This window comes from Azospirillum sp. BE72, from assembly GCF_031455875.1.
Classification (GTDB): Bacteria; Pseudomonadota; Alphaproteobacteria; order Azospirillales; family Azospirillaceae; genus Azospirillum.
Map to the genome: position 1 here is coordinate 103,887 of NZ_JAVDTO010000010.1, position 22,868 is coordinate 126,754.

Consider the following 22,868-nt stretch of genomic DNA (forward strand, 5'->3'; position numbering starts at 1 on the left):
CCGTCATGAAACACGCCATGAAACACGCTGCCTTCCTTGCCGTCCTGCTGCTGGCCGGCCCCGCCCTCTCCGAGACCAAGGTCGCTCCCTCCTGGGGGCCGGGGGCCGACGATGCCGCCTTCACCCGCATGCTGGCTACCAGCTTCAGGGACAAGGGCATCGCCAAGGTCGATCGCCTGACCCAGGACGAGACGCAGGCCTTCTGCTCCGACCCCGAGGCCGCCGCCAGCCCGGCCGCCACCGAACGGCGCCGCCAGATCGAGGCTGTCAACATGGCGACGGTGAAATGGCCGTCCGACGGCCAGTGGCTGGGCGACTGGAAGGAGGGCGAGAAGATCGCCCAGAGCGGCCGGGGCAACACCTGGACCGACAAGCCGGACACCCCCAACGGCGGCAACTGCTACAACTGCCACCAGATCAGCCCGACCGAGATCTCCTATGGCACCATCGGCCCCAGCCTGCTGCAGTACGGCGCGCTGCGCGGCCGGGACGAGGAGACGATGAAGGCGGCCTGGGCCAAGATCTACAACGCCAAATCGGCCAACGCCTGCTCCAACATGCCGCGCGCCGGCCATATGGGCATCCTGGGGGAAACGCAGATCAAGCATTTGATGGCGCTGCTGTTCGACCCGGCGTCGCCCGTCAACGCAAAGCCGGGGCCTGCACAATGAACCGCCGCGAATTCCTCACCGTCCTGGCCGCCGCCAACGCCGCCGGCCTGCTGCTGCCCGGCGCCGGTCCGGCCCGCGCCGAAGCGGCGGCCCAAGGAGCGGCCGATGCGGTCTATGACGCGCCGGCCTTCGGCAACGTCTCGCTTCTGCACATCACCGACTGCCATGCCCAGCTGAAGCCGATCCATTTCCGCGAGCCGAGCGTCAATCTCGGCATCGGCGTCATGGCCGGGCGGGCGCCGCATCTGGTGGGAAGCCGGCTGCTGGAGCATTTCAAGCTCGCCACCGGCAGTCGCGAGGCGCATGCCTTCACCTGCCTCGACTTCGAACGGCTGGCCGGGCTGTACGGCAAGGTCGGCGGCTTCGCCCATCTGGCTACGCTGGTCAAGCGGGTGCGGGCCAACCGGCCTGGCGCCCTGCTGCTCGACGGCGGCGACACTTGGCAGGGGTCGGGCACCGCGCTGTGGACCCAGGGCCAGGACATGGTGGAGGCCGCCAAGCTGCTGGGCGTCGACATCATGACGCTGCATTGGGAATGCACCTACGGCCAGGAGCGCGTGCAGGAGATCGCCGAGAAGGACTTCGCCGGCCACATCGAGATCGTCGCACAGAACATCAAGACCGCCGATTTCGGCGACGACGTGTTCAAGCCCTACAGCCTGCGGACGGTGAACGGCGTTCCGGTGGCGGTCATCGGACAGGCCTTCCCCTACACGCCGATCGCCAACCCGCGCTACATGGTGGCCGACTGGACCTTCGGCATCCGCGAGGAGGAGATGCAGGCGACGGTCGATGCCGCCCGCGCCGCCGGTGCCGCGGTGGTCGTCGTGCTGTCGCACAACGGCATGGATGTCGATCTGAAGATGGCGTCGCGCGTCCGCGGCATCGACGCCATCCTCGGCGGCCACACCCATGACGGCATGCCGGCGCCCAGCATCGTCGCCAACCCCGGCGGCCGGACTCTGGTCACCAATGCCGGATCGAACGGCAAGTTCCTGGGCGTGCTCGACCTCCAGGTGACGGGCGGGCGGATCGCCGACTTCCGTTACCGGCTGATGCCGGTCTTCGCCAACCTGCTGCCCGCCGACCCGGAGATGGAGGCGCTGATCGCCCGCGTCCGCGCGCCCTATGAGACCAAGTTGGGCGAGATTTTGGCAGTGACGGAGGGCACGCTGTACCGGCGCGGCAACTTCAACGGCAGCTTCGACCAGCTGATCCTCGATGCGTTGATGGCGGAAAAGGATGCCGAGATCGCCTTCTCCCCCGGCTTCCGCTGGGGCACCACGCTGCTGCCCGGCCAGCCCATCACCATGGAAAACCTGCTGGACCAGACCGCCATCACCTATCCCTACGTCACGCTGACGCAGATGAGCGGCGAGCAGATCAAGACGGTGCTGGAGGATGTCTGCGACAACCTGTTCAACCCCGACCCCTATTACCAGCAGGGCGGCGACATGGTGCGCGTCGGCGGCCTGTCCTACGCCTGCGATCCCGCCGCCCCGGCCGGTCGGCGCATCCAGGACATGACGCTGAACGGAAAGCCGCTGGAAGCCTCGAAGACCTACAAGGTCGCCGGCTGGGCGCCGGTGGCGGAAGAAGCGAAGACGGCCGGCGGGGAGCCGGTCTGGGACCTCGTCGCCCGCAACCTGCGCGCCCGCAAGACGCTGGCGCCGCCGCAGCTGAATCTGCCGACCCTGAAGGGCGTGGACGGCAACCCCGGCCTCGACGCCTGACCCCCCTATCCTGCCCTCCGCCAACTGGCGCAGCTCCGAACCGGAAAGGCTCAGACCATGAGCGTTCGTCGTTTCCTGGCACTCCTGCCGATGCTGTTCGCCCTGACCACCGCCGCCCCGGCGCTGGCCCAGGACAGGGTCGTCTACCACATCGACAATGCCGCCGAGCAGGGCACCAAGGCGCTGCGCAACATCCGCAACCATCTGGACGTGGCGCCGAAGACCGAGATCCGCGTGGTCACCCATGCCGAAGGCGTCGATCTGCTGATGGAGGGCGCGAGGGACCAGAAGAACAGCATCGACTATGGTCCCCTGATCTCCGACCTGAAGGGCCGCGGCGTCCGTTTCGAGGTGTGCGAGATCACCATGGAGCGGCGCAAGCTGACCAAGGACCAGTTCGTGATGGAGGCGGAATTCTCGCCGTCCGGCGTCGTCCGCATCACCGAACTGCAGGCGCGCGACCATTACGCCTACATCAAGCCCTGAAAGGGTGGCGGCCATGGGTTTCACCGTCGACACCCTGATGGAAGGCCTGGGCGAGGACCGCTTCATGGCGCTGGGCGGGCTGCTGATCGGCACGCTGTTCGGCGGGCTGGCGCAGCGGTCCCGCTTCTGTCTGCGCGCCTCGACGCTGGAGGTGGCGCATGGCCGGCTGGGCGGGCGGCTGGCGGTCTGGCTGCTCGCCTTCTCCACCGCGCTGATGGCGACGCAGGAGCTGATCCTGCTGGGACTTTTCGATACCGGCAGCGTCCGCCAGCTCAACAACCCCGGCAGCCTGTCGGGCGCGGTGATCGGCGGGCTGATGTTCGGCTGCGGCATGACGCTGACGCGGGCCTGCGCCAGCCGCATGCTGGTTCTGTCGGCCACCGGCAACCTGCGGGCGCTGTTGTCCGGGCTGGTGTTCGCGGTGGTCGCCCAGGCGGCGATGCGCGGCGTCCTGTCGCCGCTGCGCGAGACGATCAACGGCTGGTGGGTCATTTCCGGTCAGCAGCGCGACCTGCTGGCGCTGGCCGGCATCGGGCATGGCGGGGCGCTGCTGTTCGGCATGGGCTGGTTCGCGGCGGGCGTGGCGATTGCGCGGCGCAACGCCCTGTCGGGCTGGTCCTGGCTGGGCGCGGCCGGCGTCGGAGCGACGGTCGCAGCCGCCTGGTGGTACACCTGGCGCGCTGCCGCCGCCGCCTTCGATCCGGTGACCGTCCATTCCCTGAGCTTCACCGCGCCGTCGGCCGATTTCCTGATGCTGGTGCTGTCGCCGCCGGGCACCCGCTGGAGCTTCGACACCGGGCTGATCCCCGGCGTGGCGCTGGGCGCCTTCCTCGCCGGACTGGCCGGGCGCGACCTGAAGCTGGAGGGGTTCAACGACGGCTCCTCCATGCGGCGCTACATCGTCGGCGGCTGCATGATGGGGTTCGGCAGCGTGCTGGCCGGCGGCTGCGCGGTCGGGGCCGGCGTGTCCGGCGCCTCCATCTTCACGGCGACGGCGTGGCTGGTGCTGTGGTCGATGTGGATCGGTGCCGTGCTCACCGATCTCGCCATCGACCGGCCGGCACGGACGCGCGCCGCCATCGCCGCCGTTCCGCCGGTCACCGCACACTGACCCCCCGGTGCCATCCACAGGAGACCCCGCATGCCTCGCCTGCCCCGCCGCCGCCTGCTGACCGCCGGTGCGGCATTCCTGGCCGCCGTGCCGGGATTGGATGCGGTCCGCGGCTTCGCCGCCGGGGTGGAGTCCTTCGTCAAGGGGCCGCCGGTGCCCGACATGCCGCCGGTCCAAGTCAGCCCGCATGTCTGGATCATCCAGGCCCCCGACGGCTTCCCGACACCGCAGAATCAGGGGATGATGGCGAACATCACCTTCGTCATCGGCCGCGACGGGGTGATCGTCGTCGACAGCGGCGCCTCGCTGCAGATCGGCGAGATGGCGATACGGATGCTGCGGACGCTGACGCCCAAGCCGGTCGTCGCCATCGTCAACACGCATTATCACGGCGATCACTGGCTTGGTAACCATGCCTTCGCCGAGGCGTTCGGCGAGGATCTGCCCCGCTACGCCCTGCCCCGCACGCGCGAGGCGATCTCAGGCGTGCAGGGCAGCTTCTGGCAAAGCTCGATGGTCAAATGGACGGCGCAGGCCTCCGCCGGGACGCGGATCGTCGCCCCCAACCGCGACGCCGGCCATGGCGACGAGCTGTCACTAGGCGACGTACGGCTGCGCCTGCACCATTACGGCACCGCCCACACGCCGTCCGACCTGTCGGTCGCGGTGGTGGAGGACGGCGTCATGTGCGTCGGCGACGTCATGATGGACCGCCGCATCGCCAACATGGACGACGGCTCCTATCTCGGCACCTTCGAGACGATGGACAGGCTGCGGGCCGACAGCGACACCCGCATCTGGCTGCCGGCCCACGGCGTGCCCGGCCCCGGCGTGCCGGCGTGGCAGCGCGCGCTGTTCGAAGGCATCTACGAGACCTGCGCCGCCGCCGTGAAGGCCGGGCAGCCCATCGAGCAGGCCAGGGCGGCCGTGCTGGCCGACCCGCGCGTCGCCTCCCGCGCCGCCGAGACCAAGGGGTGGGACGGCAACATCGGCAAATACATCAGCCTCGCCTATCTGGAGGCGGAACAAGCCGACTTCTGACAGCTCGGAACGGTCATGCGCATGCCGAGCCAGAACCTTCGGGAACTCATCACGTCTTCCTAATGTTTGCGGAGCAGCACGGCGGCGCTCCTGAATGCGGCGCCGTTCACCGGAACCGACAGAGGAGGGAACCATGCTGCCCGCAACCGCTTCGCGCGTGGAGAACGCTACGTCAGCGGAACAGAACCGCCGCTTGGCCGCCGAGATCACGGACAGTGTCCGCTACCATGCGGAGCATCCGGAGAAGATCGACCACCGTCTCGACGAACTCGACCGCGAGTGGGACATCGAACGCACGCTCGAGGCGAATGCAGCGACGCTGGCACTGGCCGGCACCTTGCTGGGAGCCTTCGTGGATCGCCGCTTCCTGGTCCTGCCCGCGGCGGTGACCGGCTTCCTGCTCCAGCACGCGCTCCAGGGCTGGTGCCCGCCGGTGCCGGTGTTCCGCCGGCTGGGCGTCCGCACCACCGCTGAGATCAACCGCGAGCGGTACGCGCTCAAGGCCCTGCGCGGCGATTTCCGGCGGCTCGACCCGACCTCACCGAACACGACCCCGCACCAGCGCGCGGAGGCAGCGTCGGAAGCGGTCATGACGTGACTGAACCCGGCGTGCCAACCGCCGGTCGCCGGTCCCCCGGTCCGCCCCCTGCGACAGGATGCCCCACCCTCGTCGCATTGACGCGCAGGGGCTACCGGGCGCGATAATGCGCTTATCAGCATAAGCGGGGGGAAGCATGGGCGTGGACGTGGTGACCTCCCTGATGTCCATCCTTTCCGACCCGACCCGGCTCGGCGCCTTGCGCCTGCTGTGGGATGGGCAGGAACACTGCGTGTGCGAACTGATGGACCGCCTTGCGGCCACGCAGTCCCGGATGTCCCGCCATATGGCCGCCCTCAAGAGCGCCGGGCTCGTCGTCGATCGTCGCGACGCCCAATGGGTCCGGTATCGCCGCAACCCGGCGCTCAGTCCCCGGATCGTCGCCATCATCGACGCCGTGATCGCCGCGATGGCCGCAGAACGAAAGGAAGCGGCATGAGCACCGAGACCTCCCTGGTCCCGCAAGCGGGATCGCCACCGCCGAACCCCTGGCTTTGGAGCGCCGCCACGGCGGCGGCCATTGCGCTCTGGTTCTTGCTTTACGGCCAACTCGTCCCCTTCTCGAACTGGGTCGTGTCGCAATTGCCGCTGGAGCGCGGCAGCCACCTGGAGGAAGCCATCCGGTTCTTCGTCTACGACACGCCCAAGGTTTTGATGCTCCTGACGCTGGTCGTGTTCGCCATGGGCGTGGTGCGCAGCTTCTTCTCGCCAGAGCGCACGCGGGCCTTGCTGGCCGGACGGCGCGAGGGGGTGGGCAACGTCGCAGCGGCGGGCCTCGGCATCGTCACCCCCTTCTGTTCGTGCTCCGCCGTTCCGCTGTTCATCGGATTCGTTTCGGCCGGCGTGCCGCTGGGGGTCACCTTCTCGTTCCTGATCGCTGCGCCCATGATCAACGAGGTGGCGCTTGGCCTTCTGTTCGCGCTGCTCGGCTGGAAGGTGGCGCTCACCTATCTCGCCTTCGGGCTCGCCGTCGCCATCGCCGCCGGCTGGGTCATCGGCCGCCTGCATCTGGAAGGTTGGCTGGAGGAGTGGGTGCGCAACATCCGCTCCGGCGCCGTCGATCTGCCGGTCGCGACGCTGTCCGTTGTCGACCGCATCCAAGCGGGCCTCGACGCCGTCAAGGACATCGTCGGCAAGGTGTGGCTCTGGATCATCGCGGGGATCGCGGCCGGGGCCTTCATCCACGGCTATGTGCCCGCCGATCTGCTGTCCGGCATCATGGGACGGGACGCGTGGTGGTCGGTTCCGGCCGCCGTCCTGATGGGCATTCCCATGTACTCGAACGCCGCCGGGATCATCCCGGTCGTCGAGGCGCTGATCGGCAAGGGCGCGGCGCTCGGCACCGTGCTCGCCTTCATGATGTCGGTGATCGCGCTGTCGCTGCCGGAGATGATCATCCTGCGCAAGGTCCTGTCGCTGCGCCTGATCGCCGTTTTCGTCGTCGTCGTCGGACTCGGCATCCTTGCCGTCGGCTTCCTGTTCAATGCCCTGTTCGCCTGAGAGAAGGAGGGAAACCATGAAGGACGTGAAGGTTCTCGGACCCGGCTGCAAACGCTGCCAGACGACCGAAGACATGGTGCGGGCGGAAGCCGAACGGCTGGGCGTGCCCGTCCGTGTGGAGAAGGTGACCGACTATGCGGCCATTGCCGGGTACGGCATCGCCGCGACCCCGGGCATCGTCATCGACGGGAAGGTGGTCCACGCGGGTGGCCTGCCGAAGGCGGAGGATATCGCGAAATGGCTCAGCACATAGCCGGATTAGCCCTGGGAACGAGGCTTCTGGTCTCGGTGGTTCCGTTGCTCCTTCCGGCGTCGCCGGGCGAGGCAACGGACCTGCACCGCTTCTGGGAACAGACCTGTGGGGACTGCCATGCCCACGCCGGCCCTTTCGCCCAACGGTATCTCACCGTGAAGGACGGCAGGCTCCAGGGTGGCCATCACAAGGACGACCTGTTCGTCTTCCTGGGAAATCACCATCTGCCGCCGAATCTCGTTCGACCGATGTACGAAATGCTGCTCGCCCAGGCCGGCACTGCGCCTCGCTTCAAGGAACGGTGCGGTCGCTGCCACGAGTCCGCCGCCGATCTGGCGCGGGAGTCGCTTGTGATCCGTGACGGTATTCTGCAGGGGCGGGAAAGCGGTCGCCCCATCGCCGATTTCCTGCCCCGTCACGCCAAACTCGGCCTGACGCCGCAAGACGTGGCCTTCTTCACCGACCTGCTGACGCGGGTCGAACGGGAGGTCCATGGGGCCGACTGAACAGCGTCCGGAACCGAAACCCGGAGCCGCCCCGTCCGGCAAAGACTGCACCAGCTTGAAATAGGGTTTGGTCGGGTCCGCAGGCTTCATCGCCAACCTGTTCTTTGCTGCCGCCTGACGACGCGGACGCCACGTTTCCCCGCGCCTGCCCCTGGACTTTGCCATGCTGTGAGAAATCCAATCATCTTCTCAAATAGACCAACATACATATGGGAGCATTGAGGCTATGCATGGCGTCGGATGCTCGTTCGCCACATTTTATGCCCGTCAGATTTCCGTTAAGATGCTCTCAATGTCTATGGGAAGTACTTTGCCCGGCGACTGAAGCGTTTCCTGCGTTCCCATAGATTGCAGGACTGCAAGAGGTGATCGCCATGACAACGACCGTCGTTACCGATCTAAATCTTGTAAGTTCCACTGCCGGCAACGTCGGAGGAAACTTGGACTCGGAAAGCCCCGTGCTTTCGGGTGACAGCACAAAAGCAGTCTTTACCAGCTACTCGAACAACCTTGTCGAGAATGATTCCACGCCCAATGAAATCGATCTCTACCTCAAGGACCTCAAGACCGGTCAGATTACGCTGGTGAACCAGACACAAGCCGGAAAGCAGGTGATCGGATGGCTGAGCGCGGCGACCATATCGGATGACGGGACCACGGTTGCCTTTTCCAGCTACACGGATGATCTCCCGCCGACAAACAACGACGGGTTCTATGATCTTTACGTGAAGGACTTGAGGACCGGAGCGGTAACTTTGGTTTCTCGTGCGCAGGACGGCGGCGATGCGAATGGCTCAAGCTTTTCCGCTGCATTGTCCGCCGATGGAACGAAGATCGCTTTCCTCAGCCAGGCAAGCAACCTTGTCACCGGTGACACGAACGGACGGGGGGATATCTTCGTTAAAGACCTGACCACGGGCAAGACGACCCTGGTCAGTCAGGCGGTGGACGGCTCCCCCGGGAATGGCCCCAGCTCCAATCCCGCGATTTCGGGGGACGGAACGAAGATCGTCTTTTCCAGCAGTGCCGATGATCTGGTTCCCGGCGACCGCAACGGCGGCGAAGACATATTCGTTAGGGATCTGAACACGGGGAAAACCATCCTTGCCAGTCGGGCGGCGGATGGAAGACAGGCATTAGGCGGCGTGGGCATACCATCCATTTCGGATGGGGGAACCAAGGTGGTCTTTTCCAGCAACGACGATGATCTGGCTCCGGACGACGGCAACGGCACCGATGACGTCTTCCTGAAGGACTTGGTGACAGGCAAGCTGACGCTGATCAGCCGCGACCAGGACGGCAAACCGGGAAACGGCCAATCCATCCTGCCAACCATTTCAGGGGACGGAACAAGAATTGCCTTCACCAGCGTCGCCGCCCTCGTTCCCAAGGACGGTCCCGCCTCCGCATATGACATCTATGTGAAGGACTTGACCACAGGAGCGATGATACTGGCCAGCGAGACCGGTGACGGTGTCCAGTCGAACGGCTCCTCATTCGCAGGCGTCATCTCGGCCGACGGATCGCATGTCGGTTTTCAGAGCTTTGCCGACAACCTCTCATCCGACGATGCCAACGGGGGCTCGACCGACATCTTCGTCGCGACCCTCGGCCCACTGGAAGGCCGGTGCGTCAAGGGAACCGGTGGAGCGGATACGCTGGTAGGGGGACGGGGAGACGACACGATGTCCGGTCGCCGGGGCGACGATCTCCTGGTCGGCAAGGGCGGGCGTGACGAGTTGGCGGGAGATCAGGGCAACGACACCATATGGGGCGACAGCGGCAACGACACCGTGAAGGGTGGTCCGGGAGCCGACAGTCTCCTTGGCGGTAGCGGTCGCGACAAACTCTATGCCGGAGTTGACGGCCAGACCGACACGATGGCCGGCGGACCTGGAGACGATGTCTATTGGATCGTCGGATCCGGCGGCGCCCAGCCGTCCGGCGATATCATCGGTGAGAGTCCCGGGGAGGGCACCGATACGGCCTTCGTCAAAGGCTCCTATCAGCTGGCGGACAATCTTGAGAATGGCGTCCTGCTCGACAACCCATCCCAAGGCCGGGCGTTCCTGAGTGGAAACAGCGCGTCCAACGACCTTCGCGGCAACTCGGGCGCAAACGATATCTATGGCGCCACGGGGAACGATACGATCCGGGGCGGCGGCGGCGGCGATCGGCTGGGAGGCTATGAAGGCGATGATCGCCTGTTCGGTGGCTCCGGCAACGATGGCTTGAGTGGTGAGGCGGGCGACGACGTTCTGGACGGCGGCAGGGGAAACGACAGGCTCGGCGGCGGACTGGGCGACGACCTGCTGATCGGTGGGGATGGCAATGACAGCATTGGCGTGCATGATCTTTATCAATCGGTTCTTGCCGGACGCGACACCCTCGTCGGAGGCAGGGGCGACGACCGGATGGACGGCGGCGGGGCGCCGGGCCGGTGGGGGGCGGTCGATTTCGACGACGCCGCCGACCTATTCCACTTCGGCGGCGGTGGCAAAGGCTTCGGCCATGACACGATCTCGGGTTTCAACGACGACAATGACCGGATCGAATTCCACGGCTACAGCCACGCCGATCTTGCTGGTCCGGTGACAATCAAGGACATCGAGCCGTACACCTACTACCCGGACGGCTATTCCTGGGCGGCTGACATCGCCTTCAAGGACGGCTCCACCCTTCATGTCACCGGGGTGTCGCGCGGCCTGCCGACCTTCACCGAAGGAAGCGATTTCACCTTCCCCGACCCTGGGCCATCAGGAACCGAAGCCCTGTTTTCGGCCGACGACCCGCTCCACGGCCGTGAACTCCGGGGCACCGACGGCAAGACCACATCCCTCGTCAAGGACATTGCGTCCAGGCCGACCTCTTCCCAGCCCATCGGCTCGGTGGCCATCGACGGCACGCCGTTCTTCACGGCTGACGATGCAACCCATGGCGCAGAATTGTGGCGGAGCGACGGAACCGCCGCCGGTATGCGCAAGGTCAAGGATGTCGCTTCCGGACCCGATTGGACAGCGGCAGCCGATTTCAGCGCCATCGACGGTCGGCTTGTCTACAGCGCTCCCGATCCTCAACAGGACCGGATACTCTTCTCATTCGATCCGGCCTCCTTGAGCGTCGATCGGATCGGCAGTGCCGATCTCCTGGGCACATCCTACGACCCGAAGGCCATCATCCCGATCTGAGATCGTGCAGCGGGGAGACGCATCAGCCGCGACGGCAAAGACATCGGCGTCTACGCCGGTACCGTTGGGATGCAGCCGGTCACGTCCCGGATTGTCATAGACGACGATCAGCCTCCGCTCCGGATCGCCGGTGCCGCCCGGCAGCCATGCGATTCCTTCGGCATGGTCGAAGCCGGTGCCGAAGGGCACGTCCAGCACGCGGGTCAGGCGGTCGCGCGGAATCACCGTGGGGGCGTCCGCGTCCAGGCAGCCGGACCAGCGCCAGACATGGACCGGCCCGTCCAGATCCATGGTCGGTCCGGCAAGGATGAGCAGATCGTCGCCGTCGAAGGCCAGTTCGCGAATACCCAGCCCGTCCAGATCGATGAAGCGCTTGCGATAAGCCGGGGCCTTGCCGTCCGGTGTCCGGAGCTTCAGCCGGTCGGAGCCGCTGCCGGCGATGCGCAGGTCCAGGATGCAGGCCCAGCCGCGCAGCACCGGCCCACGCAGGCCGAGGAACACGCGGTTCCCGCTCACCGCGATGCCTTCGATGTCCAGCCCGTTCTCCTTGGCCGGTATGTGAACGAAACGCCCGATATGCTCGTCGCTCTTCAGCGCCTTCGCCAAGGCGTTGCGCTTGCGGCCCATCTTCACGCAGGCAGCTTGGCGGCCTTCATGCTGGCGCACCGGATCGAACACGCCATCGCCGATGGCAGCGAGCGGGATGCGGCCGAGCAGGCAGCGGTTCGCCTCGCGCTTCACCTCGGTCAGCCGCTTCAGGCACTCGTCGCCGCTGTGCTCCTGCGGTTTGGGCTTGCGGCGGGCGAGGCTGTGCGAGCCTACCACCCACAGCCAGCCGTCATCGACCGCCAGCCCTTCGATATCCGCTTCACCTTCGGAACCGGCGGGCAGATCGAAGAAGTCGGTCAGGGCGAAGGATCGGTGGTCGGCGTAGTGCCCATCGGGGCCGGCGATCAGCCGTTCGATCCGCGCGCCCTCGTCGGAGGCGACGAACAGGCAGCGCCCGATGGCCACCGCGACCGAGATATTGTTGCGGACAGGCTTGTCGAGCGCCGGATCGACCGCGTCATGCGGATGGAAGGAGAGGCGCAGGCGGGCGTTTGGCGTGGCGGCTGTATGGATCATGGTGGTACAACACGCAGCGCGCCGGAATGGACCGGCAGGGCGCAACGGGCCGCTCGCTTTATCCATCCCTGCCGGATCAGCGGGCGCAGAAGCCAACTCCTTCGGTGTCGGCGTCAGGTCGAGCAGCGTTCCGACCACCGGCATATGGATGAAGCCGCCGCGCACCGGGGATTCCGTCGCCTCCTCCACCAGGCGGCGATGGTGCGACAATTGCGGCGCGTGCGCCGGGTGAAGACTTCCTGCAGGACTTCTACGAGACGATCAGCGATCGGCCGCTCGGTACCTCCTGGGACGACTTGAGCGAGGCATCTGGCGGACCGCTGGTCGACTTCCTCCAGCTCTGCCTGGAGGCACTGGGCTGCGCGCCGACCAAGAACGCCCTGCGCACCGCAGTGAAGCGCACCTTCAAAGCCCGGCGAACCGGCCGAACAAATCAGCTGGGTCCGTCCTTCTTCCCGGGCGAACCAAGCTTATCCGACTGTCCGGGAAACGGGGACCAGCTCACCGCCCTCCATAGTACACGATCTGCGACCTTCAACAGGTAGGCGGCCTTAAAGACACCGTAATGCGGTTAGGTGAATCTCTAACTGGTTCCTGATGGATATTACTGCCATTTTCTATCCTACAATCCCACGATCATGGGATGCCATTAATTCGGAATCTATTTATCTTCAGTACGCTGTTGGTATCAACAATACCACGCAAAGGTTGTCCAAAAAACCGGGGACGGTGGAGTGACAGGGTGGGGACATGTCGATCCAATGCCGTATGGCGTCCCGCATCTGCTCGATTGGCCGGGGGTCGCGGGCTGCATCATCGCATTTTCCATTTATGCGGCATGTGGCCTGCTTTTTTTCCGCTTCATCGACAACCGGCGGTCGATCCGTGTGTGCCGGCCGAAGCGACAGAGAACCTAACAGACCCTTTGAAATGACCAGCCGGTTCGATGCAACCGCTGAGCCGGCACGGAATCTGCCGCTGTATTGAAAGGATCGAACGATCGTGGCCACTCCAACCTTCACGCTGGTCAGCGGCGGCATCTCCGGTGTGACGAATGTCGGCGAATCTTCATCACCGACACTCCAGGATCTCGACGGTGATGGCGACCTGGACCTGCTGGTTGGAAATCAAAACGGCGACCTGGTCTATTTCTCCAATACCGGAACAGCGTTGGCCCCTGCATTCTCCCTGCAGGGCACCAATCTTTTTGGAATTTCCGACGTCGGCACCAATGCGACACCCAGCTTGGTGGATATCGAAGGTGACGGCGATCTCGATCTGTTCGTCGGCAACGCGGCCGGCGATACGCTGTTCTTCCGCAACACTGGAACGGCGTCATCGCCGGCCTTTTCACTTGAAGGCACCAACCCGTTCGCGATTACCAATGTCGGCACCAATGCGGATCCGGCCTTCGCCGATCTGGATGGGGATGGCGACGCCGATCTGTTGATCGGGAATGGGGCAGGCGATCTTCTTCTGTACCGTAACGTCGGAACCTCGTCGTCTCCGACCTTTACCCTGGAGGGGACCAACCCCTTCGGCATCACGAACGAAGCGGCCGGCTCCGCGTCCCCGACCTTCGTCGATCTCGACGGAGACGGCGACATCGATCTTGTCGTCAAGAGCACCATCTACATCAACACCGGCACCACGGCATCTCCGACCTTTTCCTCGGTTGGAACGGATGCCTATGGCATCTCCATCAGCGGCTCCCCCAATCCGACCTTCGCCGACCTCGACGGCGATGGCGACATCGACGCGCTCTTCGGCACCAGTGGCGGAGATTTCTCCTATTTCAGGAACATCGCGCCGGTCGTCATGACGCTGGGCAGTTCGGGAAACACGCTGTCGCTGTCGCAGATCGACACCCTGACCGGCGGCACCGGTACCGACGTGATCACGCTGGGCGATATCGGGGCGACATTCATCGTCCGCGGGGTCGAGACGCTGACCGGCGGGACCGGCACCGACGTGGTCACGCTGGGCACCGGCGGCTCGACGATGCTGGTGAGCGGATTGGAGGCGCTGTCCGGCACCGGCGGCACCAATGTGATCACACTGTCCGGTTCGGCCGGCAACACCATCACGGTGTCGTGGCTGAAAAGCCTGATCGGCAGCGTCGGGAGCGACGTCGTCACGCTGGGCTCGGCGGGCAACACCACGACGATGAGGGAGGTGGAAACCCTGATCGGCGGAGTTGGGACCGACATCATCACACTGTCGGGGGCGGGCAACACCGTCGCGGTGTCCGGCATGGAATCCATGCTGGGCAGTACCGGCACCGATGTCGTCGTCCTGAGCGACACCGGCAACACGATCGCGATCTACACCACTGAAACCATCATCGGTGGTGCTGGAACGGATGCCGTTCTGTTCGGCTCCAATGGTGTGCAGGTCGCCGCCTGGGGCGTGGAATCCGTCACCGCGGGCGGTGCAGGCGGCACGACGGCATTGAACCTGGGGGCGCAGGGCAACACCACCACGGTGTCACTGATAACGAGCATCGTCGGCGGCGTCGGCACCGATGTCATCACGCTGGGATCGACCGGCGTCACCACCAGAGTGGCGGGATTGGAGACCCTGACCGGCGGCATCGCCACCGACGCCGTGACCCTCGGAACCGACGGTTCGACCATGCTGGTCTCCCGGCTGGAAACGCTGACCGGCGGTGTCGGCACCGATGTGGTGACGATCGGCACGGCCGGTTCGACGCTGCTGGTGCGGCTTCTGGAGACGCTGACCGGTGGCGCCGGCACCGATGTGGTGACGCTGAGCTCGGGTGGCTCGACGCAGTTGGTGAGCGGTCTGGAGACGCTGACCGGCGGTGCGGGGGCGGATGCGGTGATGCTGGGCTCGTCCGGCAACACGCTGACCGTCTGGCGGATCGAGACGCTGACGGGCGGCAGCGGAACCGACGTTGTGACGACCGCCTCGGGCGGTTCTACGCTGGCGGCGGCGCAGTTGGAGACGCTGACCGGCGGTATCGGGTCCGACGTGGTGACGCTGGGCAGCGGCGGCAGCACGATGACAGTGTCGCTGCTGGAGACGCTGACCGGCGGTACCGGCACCGACCTCGTCACGCTGGGTAGCGGCGGCAACACGCTGTCGGTGCGGCTTCTGGAGACGCTGACCGGTGGCGCCGGCACCGATGTGGTGACGGTGGGCACGGGTGGCTCGATGCTGCTGGCGAGTGACCTGGAGACGCTGACCGGCGGCGCCGGGAGCGATGTGGTGATGCTGGGCTCGTCCGGCAACACGCTGACCGTCTGGCGGATCGAGACGCTGACGGGCGGCAGCGGAACCGACGTTGTGACGACCGCCTCGGGCGGTTCGACACTGGCGGCGGCACAGTTGGAGACGCTGACCGGAGGTATCGGGTCTGACGTGGTGACGCTGGGCAGCGGCGGCAACACGCTGTTGGTGCGGTTGTTGGAGACGCTGATCGGCGGTGCCGGTACCGACCTCGTCACGCTGGGCAGCGGCGGCAACACGATGACAGCGTCGCTGTTGGAGGCGCTGACCGGCGGGGCCGGTACCGACTTCGTTACGCTGGGCAGCGGCGGCAGCACGATGACAGTGTCGCTGTTGGACACGCTGACCGGCGGGGCCGGCACCGATATCATCACGCTGAGCGATGCCGGCAACAGTTTTACCATAAGGCAGGTCGAGACGCTGTTCGGCGGCTCCGGTTCCGACATTATCAATTACGTGCTGAGCACCACGGAAACCATAACATTAAACGATATCGAGGCGATTACTGCTTCAGGGAGCGGAACGCTTACCGTCCAGATCGGAACGGATGGTGGGACGATAACGGTCGGTAATCTTGATTATGTCGTCGGTTCCTCGGCCACGGATGTCGTCACCCTTTCAGGAACCTATATTCTTGGCGTTTCCAATATCGAGACGCTCATCGGTACGAATTCTGTCGATCACAGTGTAATTCTCGGTACCGGCGGCAACACGATGCTGGTCGCCGGGATGGATTCTCTGATCGGTGGGACCGGTACCGATGTGATCGCCAGCGGCTCCGGCGGTTCGACGATGGTGGTGTCGCTGCTGGAGACGCTGACTGGCGGGGCTGGCACCGATAGGGTGACGCTGGGTTCGGCCGGAAGCACGCTGCTGGTGGGCGGGTTGGAGACGCTGATCGGCGGTACCCGTACGGATGTCGTGACCATCGGCACGGATGGCTCGACGCTGCTGGTGTCGCTGCTGGAGACGCTGACCGGCGGCATCGGCACCGACGAGGTGACGTTGGGCTCGGCGGGCGGCACATTGCTGGTGGAAGGGCTGGAAACCCTAACCGGCGGCTTCGGCACCGAGGTCGTGACCATCGGCACGGCCGGCTCGACGCTGCTGGTGTCGCTGCTGGAGACGTTGACCGGCGGGGCCGGTACCGATGTCGTGACGCTGGGTACGAGCGGCAATACCCTGTCGGTCATCGGTATCGAGACGCTGACCGGCGCCGCCGGAACCGACGTTGTGACGCTGGGCACGAGCGGCAATACGCTGTCCGTCGGTACGGTTGAAACGCTGATCGGCGGCAGCGGGGTCGAGGTTCTGTCGTTGGAAACGGCAGGCAATACCCTGTCTGTCATCACTATCGAGACGCTGAGCGGCGGTTCCGGCATCGACGTCGTTCAACTCGGCACATCCGGCAATACCCTCGTCGTCGCTGCCCTGGAGACACTGACGGGCTCCGGCGGCACCGATGTCGTCACGCTGGACAGCATCGGCAACACGCTGTCCGTCTCGGCTGTGGAAACACTGGCCGGCGGCACGGGCACCGATGTCGTCATGCTCGATCCGGCCGGCAACACCATCATGATTTCGGCGGTCGAGACGATCGGCGGCTCGTCCGGCATCGACGTCATCGTCTTCGGCACGGCCGGCGCGACGATCCTCGCCAATCTGCTGGAAACGATCACGGGCGGCGCGGGCACGGAACTGGTCTTCCTCGGCACGGCCGGTTCGACGGTTTCGGTGTCCGAGATAGACACTTTGATCGGTGGGCTGGGCACCGACGTCGTGACGTTGGGCACGACCGGCAACACGCTGCTGGCGGACGCGGTCGAGACGCTGATCGGCGGGGTCGGCACCGACGTCGTCGTGATCGGCACGGCCGGCGCGACGATCCAGGTCAGCAGCATCGAAACCGTCATCGCAACCGGCCAGACGCTTCATCTCAGCGGGCTGGAAACCCTGGTCAGTATCCCGAGCGCCGATGTCCTCATATTGGGCGATGGCGGCAGCACCCTGTCCGTCTCGGCCCAATACAGGAGCATCATCGGATCGTCCGGAGCCGATGTGATCACGCTCGGCAGCGGGGGCCGGACCGTCTTCGTCGAGCGTCTCGAGACGCTGACCGGGTCCGCCGGCGGCGATGCCGTGGCCATCGGGACGTCCGGCATCACCCTGCTGGCGACCATGATCGAGACGATCGCCGGTGGGATCGGTAGCGACGTCATCATGCTCGGCAGTGCAGGCGGAACCCTGCTGGCGGACCGGCTGGAAACCTTGATCGGCGGGGCCGGCGCCGATGTGGTGACGCTTGGCACCACGGGTGTCCCGCTGCTGCTCGCCTCCGTCGAGACGCTGACGGGGTCGACAGGGGTCGACATCGTCACGTTGGGCGCCGGCGGCGTTACCATCCTTGCCGATCTGCTGGAAACACTCACCGGCGGTGCGGGATCGGACCTGCTCTATCTCGGCTCCTCCGGCGACACGCTGCTGGTGGCCGCCGTGGAAACCCTGGTGGGCGGTGCCGGCACCGATATCGTCACCCTCGACGGCGGTGGCAGCACGATCCTGCTGCGCAGCCTGGAAACCCTGGCGGGGCAGGGCGGCACCGACGTCGTGATCATCGGCAACACCGGGACCACGTTGCTGGTCTCGGGGCTGGAGACCCTGACCGGAGGCACCGGCACCGACGTCGTCGCGCTGGGCTCGGCCGGCAGCACCTTGCTGGTATCCCTGCTGGAAACCCTGGTGGGCGGCGCCGGCACAGATATCGTCACCATCGGCTCGGCCGGTGCCACGATCCTCACCGGCGCCCTGGAGACGGTTATCGGTTCGTCCACCGCCGACACACTGCTGATCGGCACCGCCGGCACGACGATCCGGGCATCGGCGTTTGAAACGATCACCGGCTCTGCGGGAACCGACCTCATCATGTTGGGGACAGGCGGCACCAGCCTATTGGCCGATCTGTTGGAAACGATCATCGGCAGTGCCGGTACCGAATTCATCCAACTGGGGGCCGCCGGCAACACGCTTGTGATCGATGCGGCGGAAACCCTTCTGGGCGGAACCGGGGCCGACATCGTGACCCTCGGTGCCGGCGGCGGCACTATCCTGTTGCGCGACCTGGAGACCCTCACGGGCTTCGTCGGCACCGATGCCATCACCATCGGCGACACCGGCACCACGATGATGGTATCGGGTCTTGAGACCTTGTCCGGCGGTTCGGGCAACGACGTCGTCACGCTGGGCACGGCGGGCAACAGCCTGCTGGTTTCGGCGCTGGAGACGCTGACCGGCGGCATGGGCACCGACGTCGTTACCATCGGCTCGGCCGGCGGCACGCTGCTCGCCGACCTGCTGGAGACGATCACCGGCGGCACGGGTTCGGAATTGGTCTTCCTGGGTTCGGCCGGTTCGACGGTCTCGGTGTCGGGCATCGACATCCTGATCGGCGGCGTGGGCACCGATGTCGTGACCTTCGGCAGCGCCGGCAACACGCTGCTGCTGCGCGGCATCGAGACCCTGACCGGTAACGTCGGCACCGATGTCCTGACGCTGGGCGACACGGCCAACACCGCGACGGTTTCACTGTTCGAGACGCTCGTCGGCGGCACCGCCACCGACGTCGTCACCATCGGCACGGCCGGCAACACCCTGTTCGTCTCGGCGTTCGAGACGCTGATCGGCGCTGCCGGTACCGACGTCGTCACGCTGGGCTCGGCCGGCGGCACGCTTCTGGTTTCTGCCCTGGAAACGCTGATCGGCGGAACCGCGAGGGACGTTGCGACACTGGGCGCATCCGGCAACACCCTGCTGGTCCAGGCCTTCGAGACGCTGACCGGCGGCGTCGGCACCGATGCCGTCACGCTGGGCTCGGCCGGCGGTACGCTGCTGGTCGTGGGTTTGGAAAGCCTGACCGGAGACGCGGGTGCAGATGTGGTCTTCACCGGACTTGGCGGCAGCACGCTGCTGATTTCGGGCATCGAAACGCTGGTCGGCGGCAGCAACGTCGAGACGGCGAACAGCGCTCCGGACATCGTTGCGCTGGGGACGACCGGCAGCACCACCATCGTCCGTGGACTGGAGACGCTGACGGGCTCCGTCGGCACCGACGTCATCACCATCGGCAACACCGGGACCACCATGCTGGTATCGGGTCTCGAGACGCTTGCCGGCGGTTCGGGCACCGACGTCATCACGCTGGGTACGGCTGGCAACACTCTGCTGGTTTCGGGTCTGGAGACCCTGACCGGCGGCATGGGCACCGACATCGTCACCTTCGGCTCGGCCGGCGGCACGCTGCTCGCCGACCTGCTGGAGACGATCACCGGCGGCACGGGTTCGGAACTGGTGTTCCTAGGGTCGGCCGGTTCGACGGTATCGGTGTCGGACATCGACATCCTGATCGGCGGCGTGGGCACCGACGTCGTGACCTTCGGCAGCGCCGGCAACACACTGCTGCTGCGCGGCATTGAGACGCTGACCGGCAATGTCGGCACCGACATCCTGACGCTGGGCGACACGGCCAACGCCGCGACGGTTTCGCTGTTCGAGACGATCATCGGCGGCGCGTCCACCGATGCCATCACGCTGGGCACGGCTGGCAACACCGTCCTGGTCTCGGCTCTGGAAACGCTGACCGGCAACGTCGGCACCGACATCGTCACCCTCGGCTCGGCCGGCATCACCCTCGCGGTGACGCTGATCGAGACGCTGAGCGGCGGTACGGGCATCGACGCGATCACGCTCGGCACGGGCGGCAACACCCTGCTGGTCTCGGGTCTGGAAACCATCACCGGCTCCTCGACCACCGATCTGATCACCATCGTCACGGCCGGCAGCACGCTGCTCGCCAACCTGCTGGAAACGATCACCGGCGGTTCGGGCACCGACGTGATCTTCCTGGGTTCGGCCGGCAGCACCGTCCTGGCCCCGGGCATCGAGATCCTGGTCGGCGGCACCGGCACCGACGTCGTCACGCTGGACACGTCCGGCAACACCCTGATCCTGCGTGGCCTGGAGACCCTGACGGGCTCCGTCGGCACCGACGTCGTCACCATCGGCGACACCGGCACCACCATGCTGGCTTCGGGCATCGAGACCCTGGCCGGCGGCGCAGGCCTCGACCTGATCTCGCTGAGCACGGCGGGCAACACCCTGCTGGTTTCGGGTCTGGAGACCCTGACCGGTGGCGTAGGCACCGACGTCGTCACGCTGGGCACCGTGGGCAACACCCTGGTTGCCAACGCGCTGGAGACCATAACGGGCGGCACGGGTTCCGACCTCGTGTTCCTGGGTTCGGGCGGTTCGACGCTGCTGGCTTCGGCTCTGGAAATCCTGGTCGGCGGCACGGGCGTGGATGTCGTCACCTTCGGCACGGCAGGCAACACGGTGCTGCTGCGCGGCATCGAGACGCTGACCGGCGACGCGGGCACCGACGTCGTCACGCTGGGCAACACCGCGAACACGCTGCTCGTCAGCGGGATCGAGACGCTGATCGGCGGCATCGCCTCCGACATCGTCACGCTGGGCACGGCGGGCAACACCCTGCTGGTGAGCGGCGTCGAGACGCTGACCGGTGGCGTGGGCACCGACGCGGTCACCATCGGCACGGCCGGCGGCACGCTGCTGGCGGTTGGCATCGAGACCCTGATCGGCGGCACGGGCCTTGAGGTGATCCTCACCGGCACGGCTGGTTCGACCCTCACCGTCTCGGGTGCGGATTTCGTGGTCGGCGCTGCCGGCACCGACGTCCTGACCCTGGGTACGGCCGGCAACACCACCACGATCCGCGGCATCGAGACGCTGATCGGCGGTGCGGGTTCCGACCTGGTGATCCTGGGCGACTCCGGCAACACGTTGACCCTGGGTGCGAACCTGGAGATCCTCGTTGGCGGCACCGCCACCGACGTGGTGACCATCGGCACCTCGGGCACGACCCTGCTGACCCGCGGCGTCGAGACCCTGACCGGCGGCGTGGGCACCGACGTGATCACCCTGGGTGACACGGTGAACACGATCACCGTGGCGGGCATCGAGATCCTGGTCGGCGGTGCGAACACCGACATCGTCTTCACCGGTTCGGCCGGCGTGACGATGACGGCTTCGGGCGTCGAGTTCCTGGTCGGCGGCACCGGTTCGGACGTCATGACCTTGGGCTCCTCGGGCAACACCGTCATCACCCGCGGCATCGACACCCTGTCGGGCGGTGCGGGCACTGACTGGGTGTTCCTGGGCGACACCGGCGTCACCATGGCGCTAGGTTCGGGCATCGAACTGCTGATCGGTGGTGCGGCCACCGACGTCGTCAATCTCGGCACTGCGGGCAGCACCCTGCTGACCCGTGCGGTCGAGACCCTGATCGGCAGCACCGGCAACGACGTGATCACGCTCGGCGACACGCCGAACACGGTCACCGTGTCGGGCGCCGAGACCCTGGTCGGCGGTGCGAACACCGACATTGTCTTCACCGGTTCGGCCGGCGTGACGATGACGGCTTCGGGCGTCGAGTTCCTGGTCGGCGGCACCGGTACGGACATCGTGACCCTGGGTGCGTCGGGCAACACCGTCATCACCCGCGGCATCGACACCCTGTCGGGCGGCGCGGGCAGCGACCTGGTGATCCTGGGTGACACCGGCGTCACCATGCGGGCCGAGAGCGGGATCGAGATCCTGGTCGGCGGCGCCGGTTCCGACATCGTCAGCCTCGGCGATGGCGGCAACACGGTTCTGCTGCGTGGTATCGAGACCCTGACCGGCGGTACCGGCAACGACGTGATCACGCTGGGTGACACCGGTGTGACGATGTCGGTCTCCGGTATCGAGACGCTGATCGGCGGTGCCGGCACCGACTCGATCACGGTCACCAGCGGCTCGGGCATCCGCTTCCAGAGTGGCTCGGGCGACAGCCTGACGCTGGCTTCGGGCAGCGGCACCGACACGGTCGTGTACTCGTCCCTCGACATCGCGTCGCTGGGTTCGAACACCGGCTTCGTCTCTGTGTCGAACTTCCAGTCGGGCACCGACAAGGTGCAACTGACCGGTACGGCCCGGACCACTGCGGACCGCAACGGGGATGCCTCGCTGTCGACGGCCTCTGCGGCGACCAACGGCGTGAACATCAGCTCCAACGAGCTGGTGAGCCTGACCTCGGTCGTCAGCGGCAGCCTGACGGATGCTTCGCTGGCCAACTTCCGCACGGCCCTGGGGACGCTGACGAACTCGTCGGCTGGTGCGAGCACGCTGGTTCTGACCAACAACGGCACGAACTCGGGTCTCTACCAAGTGGTCGACACCAACGGCGACGGCCAGGTCGCCAACTCCGAGGTTCGCCTGCTCGGCGTGTACAACGGCACGGTGCTCTCGCTCTCCGACATCAACCTCGGTTGATGACTGGGGGCTTAAGCCCAA

The 22,868-nt window shown here is 66.1% G+C and carries 13 protein-coding genes; 12 read left to right on the forward strand and 1 reads right to left on the reverse strand.

Annotated features, from left to right (window positions below):
• Positions 1-5: 5 nt before the first annotated feature.
• From soxX to J2Y49_RS21805, 11 genes are all read left to right on the forward strand, one after another.
• Complete coding sequence (gene soxX / locus J2Y49_RS21755; protein ID WP_310117042.1) at positions 6-671, forward strand: sulfur oxidation c-type cytochrome SoxX; 666 nt, start codon at positions 6-8, stop codon at positions 669-671.
• A complete protein-coding gene (gene soxB, locus J2Y49_RS21760) occupies positions 668-2,404 on the forward strand; it encodes a thiosulfohydrolase SoxB (protein ID WP_310117043.1) in 1,737 nt (578 codons plus the stop codon). The genes soxX and soxB overlap by 4 nt, the downstream gene beginning before the upstream one ends.
• A gap of 57 nt (positions 2,405-2,461) precedes the next feature.
• Positions 2,462-2,890, forward strand: a complete 429-nt coding sequence (locus tag J2Y49_RS21765; RefSeq protein WP_310117044.1) for a DsrE family protein — start codon at positions 2,462-2,464, stop codon at positions 2,888-2,890.
• Between the two features lie 13 nt (positions 2,891-2,903).
• Positions 2,904-4,001, forward strand: a complete 1,098-nt coding sequence (locus tag J2Y49_RS21770; RefSeq protein ID WP_310117045.1) for a YeeE/YedE family protein — start codon at positions 2,904-2,906, stop codon at positions 3,999-4,001.
• Positions 4,002-4,031: 30 nt separating this feature from the next.
• On the forward strand, positions 4,032-5,042 hold the full coding sequence (locus J2Y49_RS21775) for an MBL fold metallo-hydrolase (protein ID WP_310117046.1): 1,011 nt from the start codon (positions 4,032-4,034) through the stop codon (positions 5,040-5,042).
• Between the two features lie 133 nt (positions 5,043-5,175).
• Positions 5,176-5,640: a hypothetical protein gene (locus J2Y49_RS21780; protein ID WP_310117047.1), complete on the forward strand. Its 465-nt coding sequence runs from the start codon at positions 5,176-5,178 to the stop codon at positions 5,638-5,640.
• Between the two features lie 142 nt (positions 5,641-5,782).
• Positions 5,783-6,079, forward strand: coding sequence for a metalloregulator ArsR/SmtB family transcription factor (locus J2Y49_RS21785; protein ID WP_310117048.1), 297 nt, complete (start codon positions 5,783-5,785; stop codon positions 6,077-6,079).
• Complete coding sequence (locus tag J2Y49_RS21790; RefSeq protein ID WP_310117049.1) at positions 6,076-7,140, forward strand: permease; 1,065 nt, start codon at positions 6,076-6,078, stop codon at positions 7,138-7,140. The genes J2Y49_RS21785 and J2Y49_RS21790 overlap by 4 nt, the downstream gene beginning before the upstream one ends.
• Positions 7,141-7,156: 16 nt before the next feature.
• A complete protein-coding gene (locus J2Y49_RS21795; protein WP_310117050.1) occupies positions 7,157-7,393 on the forward strand; it encodes a thioredoxin family protein in 237 nt (78 codons plus the stop codon).
• A complete protein-coding gene (locus J2Y49_RS21800; RefSeq protein ID WP_310117051.1) occupies positions 7,378-7,899 on the forward strand; it encodes a hypothetical protein in 522 nt (173 codons plus the stop codon). Before J2Y49_RS21795 ends, J2Y49_RS21800 begins: the two co-directional genes overlap by 16 nt.
• Positions 7,900-8,273: 374 nt before the next feature.
• Positions 8,274-11,087: a hypothetical protein gene (locus J2Y49_RS21805; protein WP_310117052.1), complete on the forward strand. Its 2,814-nt coding sequence runs from the start codon at positions 8,274-8,276 to the stop codon at positions 11,085-11,087.
• Here J2Y49_RS21805 and J2Y49_RS21810 read toward each other — a convergent pair.
• Entirely contained in the window at positions 10,995-12,212 is a 1,218-nt protein-coding gene (locus J2Y49_RS21810) for a DUF3616 domain-containing protein (RefSeq protein WP_310117053.1), read from the reverse strand. The genes J2Y49_RS21805 and J2Y49_RS21810 overlap by 93 nt on opposite strands.
• A 1,002-nt stretch (positions 12,213-13,214) precedes the next feature.
• Between J2Y49_RS21810 and J2Y49_RS21815 the strand changes: the two genes are divergently transcribed.
• Positions 13,215-22,847: a calcium-binding protein gene (locus J2Y49_RS21815; RefSeq protein ID WP_310117054.1), complete on the forward strand. Its 9,633-nt coding sequence runs from the start codon at positions 13,215-13,217 to the stop codon at positions 22,845-22,847.
• The last annotated feature ends 21 nt before the right edge of the window (positions 22,848-22,868 follow it).